Source organism: Microbacterium sp. CFH 31415, assembly GCF_022538185.1.
GTDB lineage: Bacteria > Actinomycetota > Actinomycetes > Actinomycetales > Microbacteriaceae > Microbacterium.
In genome coordinates this window covers 142,331-167,708 of the sequence record NZ_JAKYXC010000003.1, presented here as the reverse complement: position 1 = coordinate 167,708, position 25,378 = coordinate 142,331, and the positions used below count along the sequence as shown (strand labels likewise).

Sequence of the window (25,378 nt, the reverse complement as noted above, 5' to 3'; positions counted from 1 at the left end):
CGGGGACGGGACAGCGGGCACGAGCCGGCCGGCTCGCCGGGCTCGGCGTGCTGGCTCGATGCCGGCACTGGTGGCCAGGCATCAGAACGCGGCGGGCATGGAGGACATGACGCTCAGGAGCATCGGCGCCACGCCGAGGAGGAGAAAGGCGGGGAGCGTGCACACCCCGAGCGGGAGGAGGAGGCGCGACGACAGCTGCGCTGCGCGCAGCCGGCCGTCGATGCGCGACCGGTGACGAGCGAGCTCCGCCGTCGATCGCAGCAGTTCGACCGCCGGCACACCCGCTGAGCGCGACAGGGCGAGGGCGGCGGCGGTCGACGCATCCGCTCCCCTCCCTCCGGCATCGGCGACGATCGCCGTCGCCCGTTCGATGGAGACGCCGCCGCTCAGCGCGATCGCGAACAGCTCGGCGTCGAGGCCGGGAATGCCTGCGTCGGCGCGGGCCCGGCGCACGAGGTGGGCGCTCCAGCAGCGGGCGGCGATGATGAGGACGCCACCGCCGAGCAGACACGCGACACCCAGCGGCCGACCGAGCAGCGTCCCGAGGGTGTCGAATCCGAGCGCCGCGCCGAGGGCGACGGCCACGAGCGGCAGCCACCCCATGAGCCGGGCTGTGCCGGCGGGCTCGGCGAGGGCGACGCGCACGTCGTCGGCCGCCTCCTGCGCGTCGCGCAGCGCGGTGGCCAGCCCGCGCAGGCTCTCCGCGAGCGGCGCGCCCACGGTGGTCGCCACGCGCCAGGCCGCGGCGACCTCGGGCCAAGGATCATGAGCCGGCTCGCGCCACCGCGCCTTCGGCCGGGGGCGCGGCGGCGCGGCCCGCGCGATGGCGTCGGCCAGCGGCATCCGCTTCTCGCAGCCTTGGACGACGCGAGCCGCTGCCGGGTCGCCGGCGTCGGCCAGATGCGCCCAGGCCCGCGCCGGCGAGAGCCCCGCCTGCAGCAGCACGGCCAGTCGCAGCACCGACTCGGCGACGGCGCACCCGGCGTCGGGCGTGGCAGGGGGCCCGGCATCCGGACCCGCCGATCCCGTCGGACGAGCCGAACCCGCCGCTCCCGCCGGATTCGCCGGACCCGCCGACCCCGCGGGTCCCGCCGATCCCGCCGATCCCGTCGGACCCGCCGATCCCGCCGATCCCGATCCCGCCGGCCGAGGCGACACCGCCTCGGCACCACCGCCCCGTGAACTCACCGTGCGTCCCATGCGACCTCCTCGATCATCAGCCGGCCCGCAGAGTCGACCCGAGGGCGTCCGATGCCCGCCAGATGGCGACCGCTGCCCGTCCGCTCGACGTGCAGCACGAACCCGATCGCGCTCGCGACCTGGCGTGCGACCGCGTGGTCGTCGAGGCCGGCGAGGGCACCGAGCGCCTCAAGTCGCGCCGGCACATCGTGGAGACCGTTCGCATGGAGGGTGCCGGCACCGCCATCGTGGCCAGTGTTCAGCGCCGACAGCAGCTCGCGCACCTCTTCTCCCCGGCACTCCCCGACGACAAGCCGGTCGGGACGCATCCGCAGCGCCTCGCGCACGAGCCGCGCGAGACCGATCGCCCCCGCCCCTTCGAGGTTCGCCTGCCGCGCCTCCAGCCGGACGTGGTGCGGATGGTCGACTCGCAGCTCGGCGACGTCCTCGATCGTGACGATGCGCTCGTTCGGCGGAGCAGCGCTCAGCAGGCTCGCCAGGAGGGTCGTCTTGCCGGCGCCCGCCGCGCCTGTCACCAGGATGTTCTCGCGGCGCGCGATCAGGTCGTCGAGTCGTGCGCGCGCCTCGTCGCCGAACATCCCGGCGGTGCGGAGGTCGTCGAGACTCGGCCGGTCGAGCCTCGGCACGCGGATCGACAGGACCGTACCGTCGGCGGCGACCGGAGGCAGGACCGCGTGGATGCGGATCCCGCCCTCGAGCCGCACGTCGACGCACGGCGTCGCGTCATCGATGTGACGGTCGCCCAGCCCGATGAGCGCCACGGCGAGCCCGCGCACCTCCTCTTCATCGGCATGCCAGGCGGAATCGCGGATGGGGCCGGCGCCTCGGTCGACGAACAGCCCCGACGCACCGTTGACGAACAGATCGGTGACGTCCGGATCGTCGAGGTGGCCGGCGAGCGGTTCGAGCGACGGATGCCACGGCCTCACCCGCACCAGGCCGGCCGGCGCGTCCGGCACCCAGGGCGCAGCCGACACCGCCTCCATCGCCCGGGCCGGGACGACGCGGTCCAGGACGGGCACCGCGGTGCTCCGTGGTCGGACGACGAAGGGCTCGGTCATGCCTCGACGGTAGGAGGGCCCTGCCCGGCGGGGACGCCTCGGTCCTCGCTCCGGGGACGAGCGCTCCGGCGCAGCGGCTGGGGAGGAGGCGCCGCCCGGCGATCTTCCCCGGAAAACAGGGGCGGCATCCCATGGGGGGAATGGGATGCCGCCACGCGCGACACACCACTTCGGGGGGTGATGGGGGTGCCGCAATGCCAGAATCGATGTTCGGCCGTGGGACAGCATATGTGAGGAAGGGGTCCGTGCAAAACAGTTGATGAGAGCCTTCTCACTCATATATCGGTCGAGTCGAAAAATTCGAGGCCCCTACTAACGGGGGTAGTCACTCCGTGGCACCGGAACTACATTTCTCGTCAGACTCGCCGGAGTCCCGGCATCGCCCACTCGCGCAAAGGAGCGTGCTCAATGAGCAGCCAGATCGACCACCTGCTGAACGAGGACCGCCGGTTCGCGCCGTCCGAGGACTTCGCCGCGAACGCCGTCGCCACCGCAGACCTCTACGAGCGGGCCTCCGCCGACCGCGAGGGCTTCTGGGCAGACCAGGCGCGCGAGCTGCACTGGCACACCCCCTTCACGAAGGTGCTCGACTGGTCGAATCCGCCGTTCGCCGAATGGTTCGGCGACGGCGAGCTCAACGTCGCGTACAACTGCCTCGACCGTCACGTCGAGGCAGGCAACGGTGACCGCACCGCCCTGCTCTGGGAGGGCGAGCCCGGCGACGACCGCCGCGTCACCTACGCCGAGCTCACCGATGAGGTCAAGCGCCTCGCGAACGTGCTCGAAGGGCTCGGCATCGGGCACGGTGACCGCGTCGCCATCTATATGCCGATGATCCCCGAGGCCGTCGCCGCCATGCTCGCTGTGGCGCGCATCGGCGCGATCCACTCCGTCGTGTTCGGCGGCTTCTCGGCCGACAGCCTACGGGCGCGCATCGACGACGCCGGCGCCAAGCTCGTCATCACCGCCGACGGCGGCTACCGCAAGGGCAAGGTCTCGGCACTGAAGCCGGCGGTCGACCTCGCCCTCGCCGACCGCGGTCAGGGGGTGCAGGAGACCGTCGAGCACGTGCTCGTCGTGAAGCGCGGCGGCAACGACGTGGACTGGACCGACGGCCGCGACCTGTGGTGGCACGACGTCGTGCCGCAGGCATCCGGCGAGCACGAGGCGCAGCCGTTCCCGTCGGAGAACCCGCTGTTCATCCTCTACACGTCGGGTACCACCGGGAAGCCGAAGGGCATCCTGCACACGTCCGGCGGCTACCTCACGCAGGCCGCGTTCACGAACCGGGTCGTGCACGACATCCACCCCGAGACCGACGTGTTCTGGTGCACGGCCGACATCGGCTGGGTCACCGGCCACACGTATGTCACGTACGGACCGCTCGCCAACGGCGCCACGCAGGTGCTTTACGAAGGAACCCCCGACACCCCGCACCCCGGCCGCTGGTGGGAGATCGTGCAGAAGTACGGCGTCACCATCCTCTACACCGCGCCCACGGCCATCCGCTCCTTCATGAAGATCGGCCGCTCGGTGCCGAAGCAGTTCGACCTGTCGTCGCTGCGTCTGCTCGGCTCGGTGGGCGAGCCGATCAACCCCGAGGCATGGATGTGGTACCGCAAGATCATCGGCGGCAAGACCGCTCCGATCGTCGACACGTGGTGGCAGACCGAGACCGGCGCCGCCATGATCTCGGCGCTCCCGGGCGTCACCGAGACCAAGCCGGGGTCTGCGCAGGTGCCGCTTCCCGGCATCTCGATCGACGTCGTCGACGAGGACGGCTCGCACGTCGGCAACGGCAACGGCGGGCTGCTCGTGCTCACCGAGCCATGGCCCTCGATGCTGCGCGGAATCTGGGGCGACCCGGAGCGTTTCGTGGAGACCTACTGGGACAAGTTCCAGAAGCAGGGCTTCTACTTCGCCGGCGACGGCGCGCGTCTCGACGACGACGGGGACGTGTGGCTGCTCGGCCGCGTCGACGACGTGATGAATGTGTCGGGCCACCGCCTGTCGACGACCGAGATCGAGTCGGCGCTGGTCGGCAACGAGGCGGTCGCCGAGGCCGCGGTCGTCGGTGCCTCCGACGAGACGACCGGACAGGCGGTCGTGGCGTTCGTCATCATCAAGCAGTCGTACCTGTCCACGCACGCTCCGGACGGCCTCGCGCAGACCCTGCGCCAGTGGGTCGGCGAGCAGATCGGGCCGATCGCCCGCCCCCGCGACGTCTACATCGTCGGCGAGCTGCCGAAGACCAGGTCGGGCAAGATCATGCGCCGCCTGCTGCGCGACGTCGCCGAAGGCCGCGAGGTCGGCGACACCACGACCCTTGCCGACACCGCCGTGATGAGCGTCATCTCCGCCCAGGTCAGGTGATGCGCGAGCGGCGGCGCGAACTCGCCCGGCACGCCCTCGAGGGCTATCCGGACGGTCCCGCCGCCGCTCTCGTCGCGCACACGGCGCTCGAGTCACTCGACACCATCGCCGCCCTCCACGGGATCGTGCTCGTCGAGGGGGTGAGCGACCGGATCGCAGTCGAGGCCGTGGCCCGGCGCCGCGGCACCGACCTCTCGGGCATCGGTGTCGTCCCCACGGGTGGCGCGCAGGGCATCGGGCGGATGCTGCGCACCCTGGCCGTCCGCCACCCCGGTGTGACGGTCGCCGGCGTCAACGACGTCGCCGAATCGGCGGTCGTGAGGCACGCGCTGGCCGCGGCCGGCCTGCTCGAGCCGGGGGCGGACGCCGCGTCGGCGGGCTTCTTCTCATGCGTCGACGATCTTGAGGATGAACTCCTACGCGGGGTCGGCCTGGACCACGTCGAGGACTGCCTCGCGGCGCAGAGTGACCTGGCGTCGTTCCGTCGCATGCAGCAGCAGCCGCAGTGGCGCGACCAGGATCTCCATGCGCAGCTCAGGCGCTGGCTGGCCGGCGGGGCACGCCGCAAGCTGCGGTACGCCCGCATCCTGGTCGAGGCGATGCCCCTGGAGCGGATGCCTCGGCCCCTGCTCGCGGCGCTGGACCGCGTCGCGGCGACGCGCTAGCACCGCCCTTGCCCGGCCCGCCCCCTCCGCCCCCACCCTTTGGCGAGACTTCACTGGTGCACCGAGACAGCGGCTACTGACCGCGGCCTCGGTGCACGGATGCAGTCTCGCGGGAACGGCGGGGTGCCGGGGTACCGGGACGGGCGGACGGCGGGCCGGCGGTCAGGCGAAGGAGAAGACGACCTCGACCTCGACGGGGGCGTCGAGCGGCAGCACCGGCACTCCCACCGCGGACCGCGCGTGGCGGCCGGCCTCGCCGAAGACCTCGCCGAACAGCTCGCTCGCGCCGTTGATGACGCCCGGCTGACCGGTGAACTCGGGGACGGATGCCACGAACCCGGTGACCTTCACGACTCCGGTGAGGCGGTCCACCCCGCCGACCGCGGCAGCGGCTGCGGCAATGGCGTTGAGGGCGCACTGGCGCGCGTAGGCCTTCGCATCGCCTGCGGGCACGAGACCGTGCCCGTCGCCGACCTTGCCGGTCGCGGGCAGCGCGCCCGAGACCATCGGCAGCTGGCCGGCGGTGAAGACGAGGTCGCCGTGCGCCTTGGCGGGCACGTACGCGGCGACCGGCGGCACGACGTCGGGGAGATCGATGCCGAGGTCGGCGAGCTTCTGGGAGACGGTCATGGGATCAGTTCCCCTCGAACTGCTGGGATGCCTGGGCCGCGGCATCCAATCCGGAATTCTGGGCACCACCGCCGACCGGACGCTTGAGATACGCCACGAGGCCTCCTTCGGGGCCCGGCACGATCTGCACGAGCTCCCAGCCCTGCTTGCCCCAGTTGTTGAGGATCGCGGCGGTGTTATGGATCAGAAGGGGCGTGGTGAGATACTCCCACGTCGTCATCGCGGCTCCTCGAGTCGGCGAGCGGAAACGGGCTGGTGAAGGCTGGGAAACACCCGCGTGGGCGCACGTCCGTCAGGGAATCGCCCAGGTAATTCCCTTACGATCAAGCCTATGCCTGATAACAAACGAACGGCTAGCGGTGTGCTCGGTGGGATCACGGGCGTCGTCGGCCTCAGCGCAGTCGCGGGTGTTCTGGTCGCCGCTACGGTGACCCCCGCGATCGCTCTGTCGGGTGCCGCTGCGACCAGCGCCATCACGATGTTCGACAATCTCCCCAGCGTCCTCGAGATCGATGATCTGATGCTGCCCAGCAACTTCTACGCGACCGATCCCGAGACCAAGAAGCCCGTTCTGCTGGCCAAGTTCCTCGAGCAGGACCGCACGCCGGTCACGTACGACCAGGTCTCCCCCGTCATGTACGACGCCATCCTCTCCAGTGAGGACCCGCGGTACTTCCAGCACGGCGGCGTCGACCTCATCGGCACCACCCGCGCCATCCTGTCGAACGCGCAGGGCGGCGGCGAGACGCAGGGTGGATCGACGATCAGCCAGCAGTACGTCAAGAACGTCCTCATCCAGAAGTGCGAGCAGAACGCCGAAGCGCACGAGGAAGAGGACGAGAACGGCGAGATCGTCCAGATCACGCGGGAGCAGGCCCTTCAGGACTGCTGGGTCGCTGCGACCACCGCGAAGGACGACGAAGGCTACATGCGCAAGCTGCAGGAGATGCGCTACGCGATCGCCCTCGAGCAGAAGTACTCGAAGGAGGAGATCCTCCTCGGTTACTTCAACATCGCCAACTTCGGCGGCACGACGTACGGCGTCGAGGCTGCCGCTCGGTACTACTTCAGCACCACCGCGGCGAAGCTGACCATCGCGCAGGCGGCGACGCTCGCCGGAATGGTGCAGAACCCGAACAACTACCGCATCGACAAGCCCGGCGGGTCGATCTTCGGATCGGACGGCACCGCCTTCAACAAGGCGCCCGACGGCGTCATCGACGAGGGCGCGAACATCCGCGTGCTCGACGCCCTCGTGGAGTCGGGTGAGATCACCGAAGAGCAGCGCCTCGCTGCCGCCGACGGCTACACCTCGACCAAGGTGCGCCAGCTCTACGTGCTGAGCCGCATGCTGGACGACGGCAAGATCACGCGCGAGCAGTACGTCGAAGCCGCGGCCTGGCCGATCACACCGGCGATCAAGCCCACCAAACCCGGATGCCAGGCGGCCGGCGGTGCCGCGTACTTCTGCCAGTACGTCAAGTACGTCATCCTCAACGACCCCGCGTTCGGCGAGACCGAGGAAGAGCGACGGGAACTCCTGTCCCGGGGCGGGCTGAACGTCTACACGACCCTCGACTCGCGGGTGCAGTCTGCCGCGCAGAGCGCAATGGGCGAGCTGGTCCCGTCGTCCTTCGACATGCCCACCGGTCGCACTGTCCCTTCGAAGGGCCGCCTGGGGTCGACCGTGGTCAGCGTGGAGGCGACGACGGGTCGCATCCTGGCGATCGCCCAGAACACCAAGTTCAGCGAGGACGCCTCGGTCGCGGGCGACCCCAACTATGCCTCTCTGGTCTTCGCCGGCGACACCACGTACGGCCGATCGGGCGGCTTCCCCGCCGGATCGACGTTCAAGCTCTTCACGCTGATCGACTGGCTCGAGAAGGGGCACTCGGTCAACGAGACGCTCAACGGCACGACGCGCGTCTTCAAGAAGATGACGAACTCGTGCGAGGGCGACTGGTACAACGAGGGCAACGTCATCGTGAAGAACTTCGGCGGCCAGGGCGGCATGGTGTCGACGCCGATGCGGTTCACCGCACAGTCGACCAACACCGGCTTCTTCGCGATGGCCGAGAAGCTCGACCTCTGCGACATCAAGAAGGTCGCCACTCGCATGGGCGTGACGCAGGCGAACGGCAACGAGGTCGCCATGACCAACCTCAACTCGGTCATCGGCACGAACCCGGTCTCGCCGCTGGCGATGGCCAGCGCGTACGCCACGGTCGCCAACAACGGCGTCTACTGCCAGCCGCAGGCGATCGACCGTGTGACCGACGCAGACGGGAACGATCTGCCGAAACCGGAGCGCAGCTGCACCCCGGTGCTCGAGCCGAAGGTCGCGGCGACGGCCGCCTACGCCCTGCAGGGCGTCATGAACGGCGGTACCGGCGCCGGCGGCAATCCCTACGACGGCACACCCCTCATCGGCAAGACCGGAACGCACGAGGAGATCCAGACCTGGCTCGTCGAGTCGAGCACCAAGGTCGCCACCCTCGCGTGGGTCGGCAACGCCGACGGCGGCGGTGACGTCTTCAAGTCGTGGCCGAACGGGAACCGCCTGTCCGACGTCCGGTACCAGCTCGTCAAGCGCACGCAGTCCGCTGCTAACGCCGCGTACGGCGGCGGCCAGTTCGCCCAGGCGGACGCCGAGCTGACGCGCTTCGTGCTCACCGACCTGCCCGACGTGCGCGGCATGACGGTCGATGAGGCCACCGCCAGGCTGAGGAATGCCGGGTTCGATGCGGTCGTCGGCAAGGCGGTCAGCTCCGATGTCCAGAAGGGCCTGGTTGCGGAACAGAACCCCGGCCCCGGCAAGGTGGCCGGCGGAACCACCGTCACGATCAGCCCCAGCAACGGACAGGGCATCAGTGTGCCCGACGTGAGCGGCATGAGTCTCGACAGCGCGATCGCGGAGCTGCGCCAGTCCGGATTCGGCAACGTGCAGGCCGGTCGATGCAAGACCGACGCAGACGCGGGCGGAGGAGGTCGTGTGATCAACACCGACCCGAAGGCCGGAAGTGTGATCAACCGCAACTCGTCGATCAGCGTGAACTACGGCGCCCCCGACTGCAAGAACGGTCGCGGGAACGACTAGTGACGCCCCGCGCTCCACGCACCGCCCTCACCGCGCTCGGCGCAGTGGGGGCGGTCGGCGTGGCGGCGGCGATCTGGGGCATCGCCATCGAGCGATACCTCTTCACCGTCCGGTTCCACGAAGTGCCGATCCTTCCAGCCGGCTCCGTCCCGCTGCGTGTGCTGCATCTGTCCGACGCGCACATGGCGCCGTGGCAGCGTCGCAAGCAGCGCTGGATGGCCGCCCTCGTGGACCTGGAGCCCGACCTCGTCATCAACACGGGTGACAACATCGGCCATGAGCACGGGCTGCGCGGACTGCGCGCCGCGTTCGACCCGCTGCGAGGCATCCCCGGCGCGTTCGTGCATGGATCGAATGACCACATCGCACCCTCGCCGCGCAACCCGTTCAAGTACCTCGTCGGCCCCTCCACGGGCAGGGTGAAGTCGCAGGAGGAGCCGCTCGACACCGAAGCGCTCGACGGTTACCTGGCGGACGAGCTCGGCTGGGTCGACCTCAACAACTCGGTCGGCTCGCTCGATGTCGCGGGCCGGCGGATCGACGCCTTCGGAGTCAGTGATGCCCATCGCGGCTGGGATCGTCTGGACGTGCTCCCCGAGCTGATCGACGGGCTGCGCGACGAAGACTCCACCGTGCCGATGATCGGCGTCACGCACGCCCCCTACCGCCGCGTGCTCGACGACTTCGTCGATCTCGGCGCCGACATGATCTTCGCCGGGCACACGCACGGCGGGCAGGTGCGCATCCCGGGCTCCCCCGCGGCGCTCGTCGCCAACTGCGACATCCCGCTGCGACAGGCGCGGGGGCTCAGCGAATGGACGCGGCTCGATCGCACCGTCCCCCTCAACGTGAGCGCCGGCCTCGGCCACTCCATCTACGCTCCGGTGCGGTTCGCGTGCCGGCCCGAGGCCTCCCTCATCACCCTCACCGCCGCAGGCTGACGCTCCGCCCGGTCGACGCTCCGCCCGGTCGGGTCTGCCGCCCGGCTGGGCGCTCCGGGCCGGTCCGGCGTGCGCGCGATGTCGCCTCCTCCCCAGCCTCTCGGAGCGCGTGCTTCACCACGGTGACGCCGCGTGGCCGACAGCACGGTGCCTTGAGCGCGGAGGATCGTCGACGTCTCGAGAAGAGGAGTCGACATGGACAACCCCCCGCTCGCCCGCTTGCGCGGTGCCCCTCTCATCCTGGCTATCGTCGCGGCCATGATCGCGGCGATGGTGCTCCTGCCAGCGAATCCGGCGCAGGCGGCGGCGCGCGGAGCGGGGTTCGGCTCGTGGCAGCCCGTGTCGGCGTACGGCTGGCACGGCTCGATGATCGTCGGCGGCGTCCACGCGTACTGCATCCTCCCCGGCGCTCCGGCGCCGACCGGGCCGACCACCGACCTCGGCGTGCGCACGTCCGTGAGCGGTCTGAGCGCCCAGCAGCTCGCGGGCATCAATCACCTCGTCACCGTCTACGGTCAGACCGACGACCCGGTGCAGGCCGCGTCGGTCGCGTGGGCCGTGAAGGCGATCGCCGACTGGGATGCCGCACTGCACCACTACGGGTATCGCGGGAACTCGCTCGCCGGTGCCGTCAACTGGACGTTCTCGGCCCTGTCGCCGCGCCACAACGCCGAGATCCAGAAGCGTGCCGTCGCGTACTACGAAGAGGCACGCCGCGTGCGCGTGCCCCCGGCGCCGAGCGGGGAGCTCGCGTTCACGACCGATCCCGCCGACCCGACCCGCGGGACCGTGACCGTGCGCACTCCAACGAGCGCTGCTCGGGGCACGCTCACGCTGAAGGGCGCTGTGTTCGCCCAGACCGGTGCCGCCACCCTGACCGGCGCCAAGCCGGACGTCGCGTATGCCGTCCGCTCCGCGGCGGGCAAGCCGGGCCGTCCGCACACCGTGACGGGCTCGGGGCGGTTCGAGGCCGGCGTCGCTGCCGCCGTCCGGCACTTCACCACCTCCGGCGGACAGGACACCGCCGGACCGGGCGGGCGCGTGTCTTTCACGGTGACGGGGAGGGATGCCGCGCCGCGCGCAACCGGCTTCACCCCGGTCATCTCGACCCAGGTGATCGCGGCCTTCACCGCGGGCGGGCCGTTCATCGACGACGTCACCGTCCGCGTCGCCGACGGCGAGTGGCCGCGCAGCGCGCGCGGGTCGTTTCTCCCGCTGCGGGCGACGGCCACCGTCTACCGCACCCGGGCGGAGCCGAAGGAGGGCGCCAGAGCGCCTGCCTCCGCGGAGCCCGTGGGCGAGCTCGAGCTCGTCACCGACCCTTCGGTCGGGCCGCGGAAGGCCTACCGCGTGACGTCCGCGTGGAGGGCGGATGAACCGGGCTTCTATGTCGCCGTCTGGAGGATCGCCGCCTCGGCTCAGCCCGACGCCCACGCGCTGCGGCTGCCGAAGGACTATCTGTGGGAGGAGCGGTTCGGCGTCGCCACCCAGATGACGATGGTGCCGGATGTCTCTTCGCGGGCCCAGGCATCGACGTCGGCCGGCGAGACGGTGAGCGACACGATCATCGTGGGTGATCCGCTGCCGTCGGAGGGGCTCGACGTCGGTTCGGCGCTCTATCGGGCGGAGGAAGGGGTGGTGGCGGGTGACACGTGCGCGGATGAGCGGCTGGTGTGGGAATCCCCGCTTCAGCGCGTCACCGCGCCGGGTGAGGTCACCGTGACCTCACCACCGATCGCCGCAGCGGGCACCTACTACTGGCAGGAGCGGGCGCTCGACGCCGAGGGTGCGGTCGTCCACCTCGGCGCCTGCGGCATCCCCGACGAGACCTCGACCATCGTGCCCGCGCCGACGCCCGCACCGCAGCCCACTCCCGAGCCCACGCCGACCCCTGAAGCGACTGCCACGCCGCAACCCACGCCCAGCCCGGAACCGACCCCCACCCCGACACTCGTCCCACCGGTGACCGCTCCCCCGCCCGCGTCGCCGCCGATGCCGCCGTCGGGCGGCCCGGGACTCGCGCTGACGGGGATGCAGCCCGATGCACTCCGCACGATCGCGGGTGCCGGAGTCACCGCACTCACCCTGGGGGCGACCGCATTCGCGTATCCTCGACGACGGCGGTTCGGAGCACCCTCCACCATCGGGTAGACTCGGGGGGTTGCAAATCGGGGTGTGGCGCAGCTTGGTAGCGCGCTTCGTTCGGGACGAAGAGGCCGCAGGTTCAAATCCTGTCACCCCGACCGACAAGAGGCTCCGCCGGAAGGCGGAGCCTCTTCCATGAGTTCAGCAAGGAGACCGACGTGACCGAAGGAAGCTCGCCGCTCCTCGTTGCCTTCGACCTCGACGACACCCTGGCCCCCTCCAAGAGCCAGATCGACCCGCGCATCGGCGAACTGCTCGTCGCGCTCGCGGAGCGGGTCGAGGTCGCGATCATCTCGGGCGGTCAGCTCGCGCAGTTCACGACGCAGGTCGTCGACCGGCTTCCGGATGCCTCCCCCGCCGCGATCTCACGACTGCACCTGCTGCCCACCTGCGGAACGCAGTACTACCGCCTCACCGAGGACGGCGTGACGACGGTCTACGCCCACAGCCTGACCGACGACCAGAAGACGCGCGCCCTCGCGGCCGTCGAAGGCGAGGCGCGGCGTCTCGGACTCTGGGAGGCCGAGACCTGGGGTGACATCCTCGAGGACCGCGGCTCGCAGATCACCTTCTCGGCGCTCGGCCAGCGCGCGCCGCTGCATGCCAAGACGGCGTGGGACCCCACCGGCGAGAAGAAGAGCCTCCTGCGCGCTGCCGTGGCCGAGCGCATCCCCGACCTCGAGGTGCGCTCCGGCGGCTCGACGTCGGTCGACATCACCCACCGCGGCATCGACAAGGCGTACGGCATGCGCCAGCTGTCCGAGCAGACGGGCATCTCGCTCGACGACATGCTCTTCGTCGGCGATCGTCTCGACCCCGACGGCAACGACTACCCCGTGCTCGCGATGGGCGTGACGTGCCAGGCGGTCGACGGCTGGGAAGACACCGCGAGGTTCCTCGAGGCGCTCATCCCGACCCTCCCCGCGCGCCCCGCCGTCTGACGAAGTACGAGGTTCGACGAGCAGCGCTGACCCGCTGCCGGAAGCATCACCCGCCGGTGACCTCGATGTCGGGCGGCGCAGGGTTCGCCGCGCGTGACCCGTTCGCCGCACTCGCCCGTGGGGATGTCTTCGCCGCCGTCTTCGTCGTCCGCGGCGTGCGGGCAGGCACCGCCGGCGAGCCGACGGGAATCAGCCGCTGCAGCTGCGTGACGTGCCGGGGTTCGAGCTCGGCGAGGGTCGCGACGCCGAGCAACTTCATGGTGCGTTCGATCTCGCTGCGGAGGATCGCGATGGTGCGATCGACGCCCTGGCGGCCGCCGGCCATGAGTCCGTAGAGGTAGGCACGGCCGATGAGGGTGAACTTCGCTCCGAGCGCGATGGAGGCGACGATGTCGGCGCCGTTCATGATGCCGGTGTCGATCATCACGGTGGCGTCCTTGCCGACCTCCTTCACGACCTTCGGCAGCAGGTGGAACGGGACCGGCGCGCGGTCCAGCTGACGGCCGCCGTGGTTGGACAGCACGATGCCGTCCACGCCCACGTCGATGAGCCGCACCGAGTCCTCGACGGTCTGCACCCCCTTGACGACGATCTTGCCCGGCCACAGGTCGCGGATCACCGCGAGGTCGTCGTAGCTGATCGTCGGGTCCATCGCGGCGTCGAGCAGCTCACCCACCGTGCCGCCGGTCGACGACAGCGACGCGAACTCCAGCTTCGGCGTCGTGAGGAAGTCGAACCACCACCACGGCCGCGGGATCGCGTTGACGATCGTGCCGAGGGTGAGCTGCGGCGGAATCGAGAACCCGTTGCGCTTGTCGCGCAGCCGCGCACCCGCCACAGGCGTGTCCACGGTGAACAGCAGAGTGTCGAAACCGGATGCCGCGGCACGCTGCGCCAGCGCGTACGAGATCTCCCGGTCGCGCATCACGTACAGCTGGAACCAGTTCCGCCCGTCCGGATTGGCCGCCCTCACCCCCTCGATCGACGTGGTGCCGAGCGTGGACAGGGTGAACGGGATGCCCGCGGCACCCGCCGCGGAGGCTCCCGCGACCTCACCCTCGGTCTGCATCAGCCGGGTGAACCCGGTCGGGGCGATACCGAACGGCAGCGCACTGGGCCCGCCCAGGATCTCCACCGACGTGTCGAGCTCGGGAGCCGGACGCAGCACGCCCGGGTGGAACTCGATGTCCTCGAACGCCTGACGAGCCCGCGCCAACGACAGCTCCCCCTCCGCCGCCCCGTCGGTGTAGTCGAACGCCGCCTTCGGCGTACGCCGCTTCGCGATCGCGCGCAGGTCGTAGACCGTCAGCGCCGACTCCAGCCGACGCGTACGCCCGTTGAGCTCCGGCTTCTTGAACTGCATCAACTCGAGCAGCTCGGCGGGCCGGGGCAGCTGACGCTGGACCATGGGGGTGCCTTCCATCTGAGTCGAGGGGTGACGACGTCAGTCGCTCACGCGGGCCAGACCGGCGTCGGCGTAGTACCCGGTGATGTGGTCGTGGAGGAGGGTGCCGGCTGCGCCGGCGTCGCCCGCGTCGATCGCGTCGATGATCGCGCGATGCTCGGTGCGCAGGCGCGCGGCCGCGGCATCCCACTCCGAGATCCGCTCCGCGCCCGCCTGCACGTACGACTCGATCGCCGTCCGCAGGCCAGCCATCATCGCGGCGATGACGACGTTGCCGGATGCCTCGGCCAGTGCGAGGTGCAGCTGGGCATCCAGTGCGAGAAACTCGGCGGGGGTCAGGTCGCCGGCGTCCATGGCGTCGGCCACGGCGCGCGCAGCGCTCGTGTCGCGGGCCGTGTCGGAGGCGAGCGTCTCGACGACGGCGGACTCGAGCACGAGGCGCGTACGCACGACGTCGTCGAGCGGGAAGCCCTGTGCCGCCACCTGCAGGCGCAGCAGCGCCGACATGCCGCCCCGGGGCGTGGCGATGATGATCGCGCCCGACGAAGGGCCGGAGCCCGTCCCGGTGCGGATGAGTCCCATGACCTCGAGCACCCGCAGCGCCTCGCGGACACTCGATCGCCCGACGCCCAGCGTCGTGGCGAGTTCCCGCTCGGGCGGGAGGCGATCGCCGGGTCGGAGTCTGCCGTCGAGCAGATCGGTCTCGATGCGTTCGAGCACCAGCTGCCATGCGCGGGTCTCGGTCACGGTCACCTCCTATGGTCAGACCACACTAACCTGTGGTCCGACCACGTTCAAGCGCTACCCTGACCGCATGGATCCGCTCCTCCTCGTCATCATCGTCGCAGGCGTGGCCTGCGCCTTCTGCTGGATCGCGTCCCTCATCACGAAGGACACCTCGTGGGTCGACCGCCTGTGGTCGGTCGTCCCGGTCGTGTACGTCTGGATCTTCGCGGTCGCCGGCATCGCCGCCGGCGTCGACCCCACCCGCCTCATCGTCATGGCCGTGCTCGTCACAGCGTGGGGTGCGCGCCTCACGTTCAACTTCGCCCGCAAGGGCGGCTACACCGGCATGGAGGACTACCGCTGGGCGATCCTGCGAGCGCGCATGAAGCCCTGGCAGTTCCAGGTCTTCAACCTGCTCTTCATCGTGCTCTACCAGAACGCGCTGCTCGTGCTCATCACGCTTCCCGCGTACGTCGCGTTCCAGCATCCACTCCCCTTCACGGGATGGGATGCCGCGTTCGCCGCGCTCTTCGCCGCGTTCCTGATCGGCGAGTTCGTCGCGGACCAGCAGCAGTGGGACTTCCACCGGGCCAAGAAGGCCGCGGGCGGCACGCTCGAGCCCGGCTTCCTCACGACGGGCATGTTCGCCTACAGCCGCCACCCCAACTTCTTCTTCGAGCAGGCGCAGTGGTGGGTGTTCTACGCGATCGGCGCGACGGCGGCCGTCGCGGCGGGGCTCGGCGTGTGGGGCGGAGCGCTCAACTGGACGATCGCGGGCGCCGCGCTGCTGACCGTCCTCTTCATCGGCTCGACGATCTTCACCGAGTCCATCACGGCGTCGAAGTATCCCGCGTACGCCGACTACAAGCGCTCGACGTCGATGCTCATCCCGCTCCCCGCGCGGCGGCGCGGCACGACGGAGGCACCCAAGACGGCCTGACGTGCGGACAGCCCTCGAGCGTCAGTCGCCCTCGAACCCCCGCGGGTTCTGCGACTGCCATTTCCACGCGTCGCGCGATGCGTCGTCGATGGTGAGCTTGGCCTTCCAGCCGAGCTCGCGCTCGGCCTTCGACGGGTCGCAGTAGGTCGCGGCGACGTCGCCGGGGCGACGGGCGAGCATCTCCTTGCGGAACTCGCGTCCCACGGCCTTCTCGAACGACGCGATGAGCTGCAGCACGCTGACGGGCTCCCCCGTGCCGAGGTTGTACACCGCGTAGCCGGGCGCGCCCTTCTCGAGGGCGGCGACATGCCCCTCTGCCAGGTCGACGACGTGGATGTAGTCGCGCAGCCCGGTGCCGTCAGGCGTGTCGTAGTCGGTGCCGAACACGCCGACGCGGTCGAGGTCTCCGATCGCCACACGCTGGACGTACGGCATGAGGTTGTTCGGGATGCCCTTGGGATCTTCGCCGATGAGCCCGCTCGGGTGCGCGCCGACCGGGTTGAAGTAGCGCAGCACCGTCACGTCGAGGTCGGGCTTCACCCGCGCGACGTCCGCGAGCACCACCTCGTTCATGCGCTTGGACTTGCTGTACGCGTTCGAGAGGTCGACGCTCGTCTTCGATTCCTCGGTGAACGGCAGGTCGGCCGGGTCGGAGTAGACCGTTCCGGTGCTCGAGAAGAGGAACGAGCGGATGCCGCGCGCGATGCCCACGCGCAGCAGGGCGAACGTCGTGTTGAGGTTGTTGTCGTAGTACTCGAGCGGCTTCTGCGTCGACTCTCCGACGGCCTTGAACGCCGCAAGGTGAACGATCGCGTCGAACGGGCCGTGCGCGTCGAAGACGGACGCGAGCACGTCGTCGTCGGCGGCGTCTCCCACCACGAGCGGGGCCGCACGACCCGTGATCTGGGCCACGCGGTCGGCGGCGGCAGCGGAGGCGTTGCTGAGATCGTCGAGGAGGACGACCTCGTGGCGGGCCTCGAGCAGGGCGACGGCCGTGTGGGCCCCGACATAACCGGCGCCGCCGGCGAGAAGTGCGCGCATGAACCCAGCCTACGCGGGAGTCACGAGCCCGCGATGCGCCCGCCGGACTCCCGCAGGTAGCACTCCGCGCACATCGACTCGTACGTCACACGGTCGGCCGACAGCTCGTCGATCGCGACCTGATCGCCGTCGAAGACGAAGCGCCCGCCGACGAGACGCGCGTTGAACAGCGCCTTCCGGCCGCACCGGCAGATCGTCTTGAGCTCTTCGAGACTGTGGGCGAGCTCGAGCAGCCGGCGCGAGCCCGGGAACGCCTGCGTCTGGAAGTCGGTGCGGATGCCGTATGCCAGGACCGGGATGCGATCGAGCACCACGATGCGCAGCAGATCGTCCACCTGAGCCGGCGTGAGGAACTGCGCTTCATCGATGAGCAGGCACGCGACATCGGGGGCAGCGCCGGTCGCGGTCGACTCCGGGATGAGGGCGTCCTCGGCCCGCGACCGCACCTTCGCCCGGTACTCGGCGAACAGCGCCCTCAGGTCAGCGTCAGGGGTGATCAAGAAGTCGACCGTGCGCTTGACTCCCAATCGGCTGTCGATCTGGTCGGCGCCCTTGGTGTCGATCTCGGGCTTGGCGAGCAGGACGTGCTGCCCGCGCTCCTCGTAGTTGTAGGCGGCCTGCAACAGCGACGTCGACTTGCCGGAGTTCATCGCGCCGTAGCGGAAGTACAGTTTTGCCACCCGGCGAGTCTACGGAAGTCAGCGACCGCCGAATCCGCCGCCGCCACCGCCACCGCCGGAGAACCCGCCCCCCGACGAGCCGCCCGACGACGACCAACTCGACCCCGACGACGATCGGACGCCGCTCGAGCGCCCGCTGGAGACGGGGGTGGCCGCCAGTCGGCCGATCGACCGCGAGGCATCGGACAGCGCGTCGGACGTCACAGCGTCGAACAGCGGCACGGCGCCGACGGCGACCGGCGCCGCGTTGCGGATGACCCCGACCCACTCGCGTTCCATGCCGAAGAGCACCGCGTACGGGAGGAGACGCTCGTACACGTTCACGACGTCGGCACCCGGCCCGTTGGGCGCGTCGCCGTAGGGGCGCGCCCCCGCTGAGACGAGATCGGCGGTCTGCGGCGACTGGGCCGCCCGCAGGCGATCCTCTTCCGCCAGGCGCAGGTAGGCACGGATCCCGTCGAGGTAGGTGCGGTGCGTGCCGCCGGCGCGCGTGAGCACCGTGCTCGGCGTCGAGAAGAGCGGCAGCGCGAAGCCGGCGAAGAATCCGCTGGCTATGGCAGCGATGTAGATGAGGGTGCCTAGGGCCCCGAGCGGCGCGAGCACCTCCCACGAGCCGTCTCCGACGAAGATGAGCAGCAGCGCGAGCACCAACCCGCTGGTCTGCACGGCGCCCCGGACTGTCCTGATCCAGGACGGCAGCGGTGCGCGATAGCCGCGCTGGGTCGTGAACGTGTCGATGCGACGCACGTACGTGACCGCGCGGCTGGGGGGCTTGCGAGCGAATGCTCCGAGATCGACGTCGGCGCCGGCGGCGGCCCCCTTGCCGAACAGCGTGTCGATCACGCGACGGTCGTCCTGCTGGAGGCCCTCGCGCTCGATCAGCACGAGGTGGAAGTCCCCGGGATCGTCGCGGTCGCCGGTCGCACGGATCTCGATCCTGTCGCGCACGGCGAGGTCGACGACGTGGGCGGCGAGCGCGCGCTCGGGCACATCGAGGACGCCCGCCGACAACGTGACCGACTCGTCGGGCGGCGGTGTGTACTGCACCACGACGGGCGAGTCATCGGGATTGCGCCGTGCCACGACGCCGACCACCAGGATGAACACGAGGCCGCCGACACCGGCCAGCAGGGCGAGCGCGGGGAGGATCCACTGCCACCACGGGTACGGCGGGGGCGGAGGCGGCGACGGCGCCGCGAACGTGCCCTGCGCGAACCCGATGGCCAGGGTCACGTTCTCGTTCGGCCCGAGGTTCTGGTCGGCGGCGGTGAAGGCGACGGCCGCGGCATCCGACTCGCCCGTCATGGGCAGTTCGAGCCACAGTGACGCGACATCGGGCCAGTCGGTGTCGGACGTCGGGCCGGCCATGTCGCACTGCTCGGTCGATCCGGCAGGTCCGGTGTAGCAGAAGGCACGGCCCTCGAGGAGACCGGATGCCGCGTCCCCGGCGATGTGCACCCGCGCCGTCACCTCGCCGAAGGGCTGCGCGTGATCGGTGCCCACGGTGTCCCAGTAGAACTCGTCGGCTTCGGTGTCGTCATAGCGCAGCACGACGTCGTGCTGCAGGTAGGTGATCACGTAGGTCTGCACGCCGCGCACGTAGTCGTCGTCGCCGGTGAGCACGTAGACCCAGTCCTCGTCGCCTTCCGTCCACCACGGGATCGGGGCCCCGTCGGCAGCGGTGACGTCGACTACTGCGGTGCCGAGGTCGACCCCGTTGCCGGCGCGGGGCAGCGCCCGCACGATGCCCTTGTTCTGGTCGAATCCGGGGAATCGGGCGACGATCGTCTCGGTCGTCACGAGCCTGCTGCTTCCGTCGGCGGCGCGGGCGAGCCAGTAGTCGGCCTCGAACGAGTCGAAGGTGAAATCGTCGACCGAGCCGGCCGCCTGGGCGCGGAAGGCGGCCTCCGCACCGCGCTCGCCCCCGCGTCCTGCGATCGCGGCCGGCTCACCGGCCGGACGGGTCACGACCAGCGCGAGCACTGCGGCGAGGACGGCCCCCACGACGATGATCGTCAGCGCGACCGTCGTCGACGTCAGGCGTCCCCGATGCCCCATGTCCCCCACGATAGAGGCAGCAGGCTCGGTCACCCGCGCCAGGACGCGCCCGCGCGGGGCGGGCGGATGCCTAGGCGGTGAGCGCGAGCGCTTCGGCGGTCTCGCTGAGCACCTCTTCGGCGGCGTCGGGACGCGCGTTGAGCGTCTCGCCGAAGCTCGGGATGAGCTCGCGCAGGCGCGGCTCCCAGCCGTCGATCCGGTCGGGGAAGCACGTCTTCAGCAGGCCGAGCATGATCGACACAGCGGTCGACGCTCCCGGCGACGCGCCCAGCAGGCCGGCGATCGAGCCGTCGGCGCCGGTGATGACCTCGGTGCCGAACTGCAGCACGCCGCCCTTCTCGGGATCCTTCTTCATGACCTGGGCGCGCTGGCCGGCCTGAATGAGCTCCCAGTCCTCGTCCTTGGCGGTGGGCACGAACGTGCGCAGGCTGTCGACCTTCTTGGCGTGGTCCTTCACCAATTCGCCGACCAGGTACGTGATCAGCGACGGGTTGTCCCACGCGACCTTCAGCATCGGTCCGATGTTGCCCGGACGCACCTGGCCGACGATGTCGAACAGCGAGCCGTTCTTGAGGAACTTGGGGCTGAAGGTGGCGAACGGCCCGAAGAGGAGGGATGCCTCGCCGTCGACGACGCGCGTGTCGAGGTGCGGCACCGACATCGGCGGTGCGCCCACCGACGCCTGCGAGTACACCTTCGCCTTGTGCTGCGCGACGAGTGCCGGGTTGGTGGTCTTGAGGAACTGACCGCCGATCGGGAACACGCCGTAGCCCGAGATCTCGGGGATGCCCGACCGCTGCAGCAGCTTGAGCGCCCAGCCGCCCGCGCCGACGAAGACGAACTTCGCGCGGATCTCGCCCGGGGTGCGGCCGATCGAGCGGCGGTACTTCACGCGCCACGAACCGTCGCCGAGGCGCTTGAGGCGACGCACCTCGGTGTTCGTGCGCACGTCGGCGCCGTTCTCGGCGAGGTGGTCGAACAGCTGACGTGTCAAGGCGCCGAAGTCGACGTCGGTGCCTGCCGGCACGCGCGTCGCCGCGAACGGCTCGCCCTTGCGGCGCTTCTGCATCAGCAGCGGCGCCCAGGAGTTGATGACGCGGGAGTCCTCGGTGTACTCGATGCCGGTGAACAGCGGCTGCTCGCGAAGCGCCTCGTAGCGCTTCTTGAGGAAGGCGACATCCTTCTCGCCGCGGACAAAGGTCATGTGCGGCGTGGAGTTGATGAACGTCGACGGCGCATCGAGCACGCCCTCGTCGACGAGCTTCGACCAGAACTGACGGCTCTGCTGGAACTGCTCATTGATGGCGATCGCCTTGGCGGGGTCGACCGAGCCGTCCTTGCCCTCGGGCGTGTAGTTCAGCTCGCACAGCGCGGCGTGGCCGGTGCCGGCGTTGTTCCACGCATTCGAGCTCTCGAGCGCAACGTCGTGGAGCCGCTCGAACACCGCAATCTTCCACGTCGGCTGCAGCGCCTGCAGGAGGGTGCCGAGCGTCGCGCTCATGATCCCGCCACCGATCAGCAGAACATCGACAGTGCCTTCGGGCATGTCGCTGTCGTCGGGGCTGGGCAGGGCGTCGGGCGTTTCGGTCACCCGACGATTCTAGTTCGCGCCGAAAGGACCACCGACCGCTGGTGGGCTCTCACAGCGAAAGAACGGCAGTTCCTGCGCGACCATCAAGCGAGCGGATGCCGCGGCTCAGGCCTTCGCGCCGAGCGAGGCCGCGACCACCTCGGCGATCTGCACGGCGTTGAGCGCGGCCCCCTTGCGCAGGTTGTCGTTCGAGATGAACAGCACGAGCCCCTTGCCTTCGGGCGCCGACTGGTCGGCGCGGATCCGACCCACGTAGCTCGGGTCATTGCCGGCCGCCTGCAGCGGCGTGGGGACCTCCTCGAGCACGACGCCCGGCGCCGTCGCCAGCACCTCGCGCGCCCGCTCGGGCGTGATGTCGCGAGCGAACTCGGCGTGGATGCTCAGCGAGTGCCCGGTGAAGACCGGCACGCGCACGCACGTGCCCGCGACACGGAGACCGGGCAGCTCGAGGATCTTGCGGCTCTCGTTGCGGAGCTTCTTCTCTTCGTCGGTCTCGTTCAGGCCGTCGTCGACGAGGTTGCCGGCGAGCGGTATGACGTCGAAGGCGATCGGTGCGACGTACTTCTCGGGCTGCGGGAAGTCGACCGCCGCACCGTCGTGCACGAGGTCGAGCGTGTGGCCCTGGGCGAGCACGCCCTCGACCTGCCCGAGGAGCTCCTCGGCGCCCGCAAGGCCCGAGCCGCTGACGGCCTGGTACGTCGACACGATCAGGCGCTCGAGTCCGGCCTCGGCGTGGAGCACCTTGAGCACCGGCATCGCGGCCATCGTGGTGCAGTTGGGGTTGGCGACGATGCCCTTCTTGGCCTCGGCGATCGCGTGGGGGTTGACCTCGCTGACGACGAGCGGCACCTCCGGGTCCATCCGCCAGGCGCTCGAGTTGTCGATCACGAGGGCGCCGGCCTCGGCGAAGCGCGGGGCGTGGGTGCGGCTGCCTGTGGCGCCGGCCGAGAAGAGCGCGATGTCGATGCCCGAAGGGTCGGCGGTGGCGACGTCCTCGATGATGATGGTCTCGCCCTTGAACTCGACGGCCGTGCCGGCGGATCGGGCCGTCGCGAACAGGCGCAGCTCGCGGATCGGGAAGTCACGATCGACGAGGATCTCGCGCATCACGGTGCCGACCTGGCCGGTGGCGCCGACGACGGCGACGGAGAGTCCTGAATCGGAGATGCGGGTCATGAGGGATCCTTGGAGCGAAGCGGTCGCGCAGACGCCATCGGAGCGCGGGATTCGTGCGAGTCTACCGGCCGGTCCGGGCCGCCCGGCCCGTGTTACCCGGCGCCGGACGGCCGAATCGCTACGCATTCCCGCCATCAGCACTGGCAGCGGGTCCGCGACGTCGGTACTCGTTCACGACGACGCCGGAGGCGAATGCGCGCGAGGCGGTCAGTTCGAACGCCGCGGGGCGGTACTCCCCCGCGAACAGCGGGATGCCGTCGCCGAACACGAGCGGGTTCACCTTGATCACCAGCCGGTCGATCTCGTCCCGCAGCTGCGCGGCGACATCCCCTCCGCCGCAGAGCCAGATGTCGCCGCCCGGCTTCGATCGGAGATCCGCGACGACCCGACGCGGGTCATCGTCGGTCACGCGGATGCTGCTGCCCTCGGGTGCTGTCCGCGTGCGCGAGAAGACGATCTGCTCGAGGTGGGGATAGGGATCGTCGGTGAACTCCAGCCCGGCGGCGAACGTGTTCCATCCCATCAGCACCGTCGTGAACCTCCCCCGAGGTGCTGTCAGCCCCAGGGCGCGGTACATCGCGTCCGGGACGGTGTCGGCCCAGTCCGTGTTGATGACGTCGATGTGGTCGCCCTCGACGGCGAACGCGTCGAAAGCTCCCTTGGGCGAGGCGATGCGGCCGTCGAGGGTCGTGGCCACGTAGTAGACCAGTTCGCGCATTGAGATTCCTTTCACGACATATGTAGTGATTAGAAACTACAACATCTGTCGTGGTTGCGCTACCCTCGTGGCATGGCCAGAAACGATGCCCGCCGCCGCGATCTCGCGGACGCAAGCATCTCGGTGCTTGCAACCGAGGGAATGCGCGGGCTGACGCATCGGGCGGTCGACGCTCGCGCCGGCGCGCCGATGGGTACCGCATCGAACTACTTCCGCAGCAAGGAGTCGCTGATAGGCGCACTCGTGGAACGCATCGGCGAGAGGTTGGCTCCCGACCCGGCGGTGCAGGACCAGTGGGCGGGGAGAACGCCCGATCGCGAACTGTTCGCCGATTACACGCGCGACATCGTCCGCCGCCTGATCTCCGAACGCGAGGTGACCCTCGCGCTGCTGACGCTGCGGATCGAAGCAGCCCGCTCGCCGTGGATCGCCGAGGCGCTCGGCGAGTGGATGCGCAGTGGGTTCGCTGCCGACGTCGCGTTCAATCGCGCGGCGGGACTCCCCGGCGGAGCTTTCGAGATCGCCCTGTTCCACTATGCGATCGAGGGACTGATCCTCGACCGGCTGACGGTCTCGATCGAGGCCGAGGGATCGACCGATGATGTGGTGGACGCGCTGGTCCAAGGGCTGCTGAGCGAACGCCCCACGGCCTGACGCGCGCCGATCGCGTCAGCGGCCGGTGCCGGCGTGGACGACGGCCTCGATGTCGCCGTCGAGACCGTACGCAGTGTGGACCACGCGCGCGGCTTCGGTGAGATCATCGCCGCGCACGACCACGGAGATGCGGATCTCGGACGTCGAGATCATCTCGATATTGATGCCCGAGACGCTGAGCGCCTCGAAGAGCGTCGCGGACACGCCCGAATGCGTGCGCATGCCGGCGCCGACGACCGACAGCTTGCCGATCTGGTCGTCGTGCACCAGGCTCTCGAACCCGATCTCGGCCTGGTCGCCGGCGAGCGCCTTCAGCGCGGTGGCCGCGTCGGTCTTGGGGAGCGTGAAGGAGATGTCGGTGCGACCCGTCGCCGCCGCCGACACGTTCTGCACGATCATGTCGACGTTGGCGCCGGACTTGGCGATCACCTTGAAGATCTCGGCGGCCTTTCCCGGCACGTCGGGCACGCCGATAACCGTGATCTTCGCCTGGCTCAGGTCGGTCGCGACTCCGGCGACGATCGGCTCTTCCATGTCTTCTCCCTTTGCGCCGTCGGGGAGCGTCATCCCCGGGCCGAGAACGTAGGTGCCGACGCTCGAGCTGAACGTCGAACGCGCGTGGATCAGGACGCCGTGACGGCGGGCGTACTCGACGGCGCGGATGTACAGCACCTTCGCACCGTTGGCGGCGAGCTCCAGCATCTCCTCCGCCGAGACGACGCCGAGCTTGCGGGCCTTCGGCACGACCCGCGGGTCGGCCGTGAAGATGCCGTCGACGTCGCTGTAGATCTCGCACACGTCGGCGTCGAGCGCCGCGGCGAGGGCGACGGCGGTGGTGTCGGAGCCGCCGCGGCCGAGCGTGGTGATGTCGCGGGTGTCGCGGTTGAAGCCCTGGAAGCCGGCGACGATGACGATCGCGCCCTCGTCGAGCGCTTCGCGGAGGCGGATCGGGGTGACGTCGACGATGCGGGCCGACCCGTGGTCGGCCGTCGTGATCATGCCGGCCTGCGAGCCGGTGAACGACCGCGCCTCGAAGCCCATCGAGTGGATCGCCATGGCCAGCAGCGCCATCGAGATGCGCTCGCCGCTGGAGAGCAGCATGTCGAGTTCACGCGGAGCCGGGATCGGGGCGACCTGCGCCGCCAGGTCGAGCAGCTCGTCGGTGGTGTCGCCCATGGCGCTCACCGCGACGACGACGTCGTGCCCGGCACGACGCGCATCGACGATGCGCTTGGCGACGCGCTTGATGCTCTCGGCATCCGCGACCGACGACCCGCCGTACTTCTGGACGATCAGCGCCACGTGGTACTCCCCGAAGTGCCGCCGTGCGGCACAC

The 25,378-nt window shown here is 70.1% G+C and carries 21 protein-coding genes and 1 tRNA gene; 9 read left to right on the top strand and 13 right to left on the bottom strand.

Annotated elements, in window-relative coordinates; all coding sequences use genetic code 11:
- Positions 1–81: 81 nt before the first annotated feature.
- Together MK786_RS04815 and MK786_RS04810 are read right to left on the bottom strand one after the other, a co-directional pair.
- A complete protein-coding gene (locus tag MK786_RS04815) occupies positions 82–1,200 on the bottom strand; it encodes a type II secretion system F family protein (RefSeq protein ID WP_277397269.1) in 1,119 nt (372 codons plus the stop codon).
- A complete protein-coding gene (locus MK786_RS04810; RefSeq protein WP_241111100.1) occupies positions 1,185–2,261 on the bottom strand; it encodes a TadA family conjugal transfer-associated ATPase in 1,077 nt (358 codons plus the stop codon). Before MK786_RS04810 ends, MK786_RS04815 begins: the two co-directional genes overlap by 16 nt.
- Before the next feature lie 408 nt (positions 2,262–2,669).
- Here MK786_RS04810 and acs point away from each other — a divergent pair, with 408 nt between their 5' ends.
- Entirely contained in the window at positions 2,670–4,634 is a 1,965-nt protein-coding gene (gene acs, locus MK786_RS04805) for an acetate--CoA ligase (RefSeq protein WP_241111099.1), read from the top strand.
- Positions 4,634–5,299, top strand: a complete 666-nt coding sequence (locus MK786_RS04800; protein ID WP_241111098.1) for a TOPRIM nucleotidyl transferase/hydrolase domain-containing protein — start codon at positions 4,634–4,636, stop codon at positions 5,297–5,299. The genes acs and MK786_RS04800 overlap by 1 nt, the downstream gene beginning before the upstream one ends.
- Positions 5,300–5,461: 162 nt before the next feature.
- Here MK786_RS04800 and MK786_RS04795 read toward each other — a convergent pair whose 3' ends face one another.
- Positions 5,462–5,929: a RidA family protein gene (locus MK786_RS04795; RefSeq protein ID WP_241111097.1), complete on the bottom strand. Its 468-nt coding sequence runs from the start codon at positions 5,927–5,929 to the stop codon at positions 5,462–5,464.
- A 4-nt stretch (positions 5,930–5,933) separates the two neighbouring features.
- Entirely contained in the window at positions 5,934–6,149 is a 216-nt protein-coding gene (locus MK786_RS04790) for a DUF4177 domain-containing protein (RefSeq protein ID WP_241111096.1), read from the bottom strand.
- Positions 6,150–6,260: 111 nt separating this feature from the next.
- On the opposite strand from MK786_RS04790, the gene MK786_RS04785 reads away from it, so the two are divergent.
- The 5 genes from MK786_RS04785 to MK786_RS04765 all read left to right on the top strand — a co-directional run bounded on the left by MK786_RS04785 (position 6,261) and on the right by MK786_RS04765 (position 13,053).
- Positions 6,261–9,026 carry a transglycosylase domain-containing protein gene (locus tag MK786_RS04785; protein ID WP_241111095.1) on the top strand — a complete coding sequence of 922 codons (2,766 nt, stop codon included), beginning with the start codon at positions 6,261–6,263 and terminating at the stop codon, positions 9,024–9,026.
- Positions 9,026–9,967: a metallophosphoesterase gene (locus MK786_RS04780; RefSeq protein ID WP_241111094.1), complete on the top strand. Its 942-nt coding sequence runs from the start codon at positions 9,026–9,028 to the stop codon at positions 9,965–9,967. Before MK786_RS04785 ends, MK786_RS04780 begins: the two co-directional genes overlap by 1 nt.
- A gap of 195 nt (positions 9,968–10,162) precedes the next feature.
- A complete protein-coding gene (locus tag MK786_RS04775; protein WP_241111093.1) occupies positions 10,163–12,118 on the top strand; it encodes a hypothetical protein in 1,956 nt (651 codons plus the stop codon).
- A gap of 18 nt (positions 12,119–12,136) precedes the next feature.
- A tRNA-Pro gene (locus MK786_RS04770) sits at positions 12,137–12,210 on the top strand.
- Positions 12,211–12,270: 60 nt separating this feature from the next.
- Entirely contained in the window at positions 12,271–13,053 is a 783-nt protein-coding gene (locus tag MK786_RS04765; RefSeq protein WP_241111092.1) for an HAD-IIB family hydrolase, read from the top strand.
- A gap of 46 nt (positions 13,054–13,099) precedes the next feature.
- Here the strand turns inward: MK786_RS04765 and MK786_RS04760 are convergent, their stop codons facing one another.
- The gene (locus MK786_RS04760) at positions 13,100–14,461 is read right to left on the bottom strand and encodes an alpha-hydroxy acid oxidase (protein ID WP_241111091.1); all 1,362 of its coding nucleotides are present in this window, start codon (positions 14,459–14,461) and stop codon (positions 13,100–13,102) included.
- Positions 14,462–14,497: 36 nt separating this feature from the next.
- Positions 14,498–15,205, bottom strand: a complete 708-nt coding sequence (locus tag MK786_RS04755; protein WP_241111090.1) for a FadR/GntR family transcriptional regulator — start codon at positions 15,203–15,205, stop codon at positions 14,498–14,500.
- A gap of 67 nt (positions 15,206–15,272) precedes the next feature.
- On the opposite strand from MK786_RS04755, the gene MK786_RS04750 reads away from it, so the two are divergent.
- Positions 15,273–16,124, top strand: a complete 852-nt coding sequence (locus MK786_RS04750) for a DUF1295 domain-containing protein (protein ID WP_241111089.1) — start codon at positions 15,273–15,275, stop codon at positions 16,122–16,124.
- Positions 16,125–16,145: 21 nt separating this feature from the next.
- On the opposite strand, the gene galE is transcribed toward MK786_RS04750, so the two are convergent.
- The 6 genes from galE to MK786_RS04720 all read right to left on the bottom strand — a co-directional run bounded on the left by galE (position 16,146) and on the right by MK786_RS04720 (position 23,388).
- Positions 16,146–17,165, bottom strand: a complete 1,020-nt coding sequence (gene galE / locus MK786_RS04745; RefSeq protein ID WP_241111088.1) for a UDP-glucose 4-epimerase GalE — start codon at positions 17,163–17,165, stop codon at positions 16,146–16,148.
- 20 nt (positions 17,166–17,185) lie between these two features.
- Entirely contained in the window at positions 17,186–17,845 is a 660-nt protein-coding gene (locus MK786_RS04740) for a thymidine kinase (protein ID WP_241111087.1), read from the bottom strand.
- Between the two features lie 18 nt (positions 17,846–17,863).
- Positions 17,864–19,903, bottom strand: coding sequence for a DUF2207 domain-containing protein (locus tag MK786_RS04735; RefSeq protein WP_241111086.1), 2,040 nt, complete (start codon positions 19,901–19,903; stop codon positions 17,864–17,866).
- Positions 19,904–19,973: 70 nt separating this feature from the next.
- Complete coding sequence (locus MK786_RS04730) at positions 19,974–21,449, bottom strand: malate:quinone oxidoreductase (RefSeq protein WP_241111342.1); 1,476 nt, start codon at positions 21,447–21,449, stop codon at positions 19,974–19,976.
- A gap of 150 nt (positions 21,450–21,599) precedes the next feature.
- A complete protein-coding gene (locus MK786_RS04725) occupies positions 21,600–22,670 on the bottom strand; it encodes an aspartate-semialdehyde dehydrogenase (RefSeq protein ID WP_241111085.1) in 1,071 nt (356 codons plus the stop codon).
- 118 nt (positions 22,671–22,788) lie between these two features.
- Positions 22,789–23,388: a dihydrofolate reductase family protein gene (locus tag MK786_RS04720; RefSeq protein WP_241111084.1), complete on the bottom strand. Its 600-nt coding sequence runs from the start codon at positions 23,386–23,388 to the stop codon at positions 22,789–22,791.
- Between the two features lie 72 nt (positions 23,389–23,460).
- Here MK786_RS04720 and MK786_RS04715 point away from each other — a divergent pair, with 72 nt between their 5' ends.
- The gene (locus MK786_RS04715; protein WP_241111083.1) at positions 23,461–24,042 is read left to right on the top strand and encodes a TetR/AcrR family transcriptional regulator; all 582 of its coding nucleotides are present in this window, start codon (positions 23,461–23,463) and stop codon (positions 24,040–24,042) included.
- 15 nt (positions 24,043–24,057) lie between these two features.
- Here the strand turns inward: MK786_RS04715 and MK786_RS04710 are convergent, their stop codons facing one another.
- Complete coding sequence (locus tag MK786_RS04710) at positions 24,058–25,344, bottom strand: aspartate kinase (protein ID WP_241111082.1); 1,287 nt, start codon at positions 25,342–25,344, stop codon at positions 24,058–24,060.
- Positions 25,345–25,378: the final 34 nt, after the last annotated feature.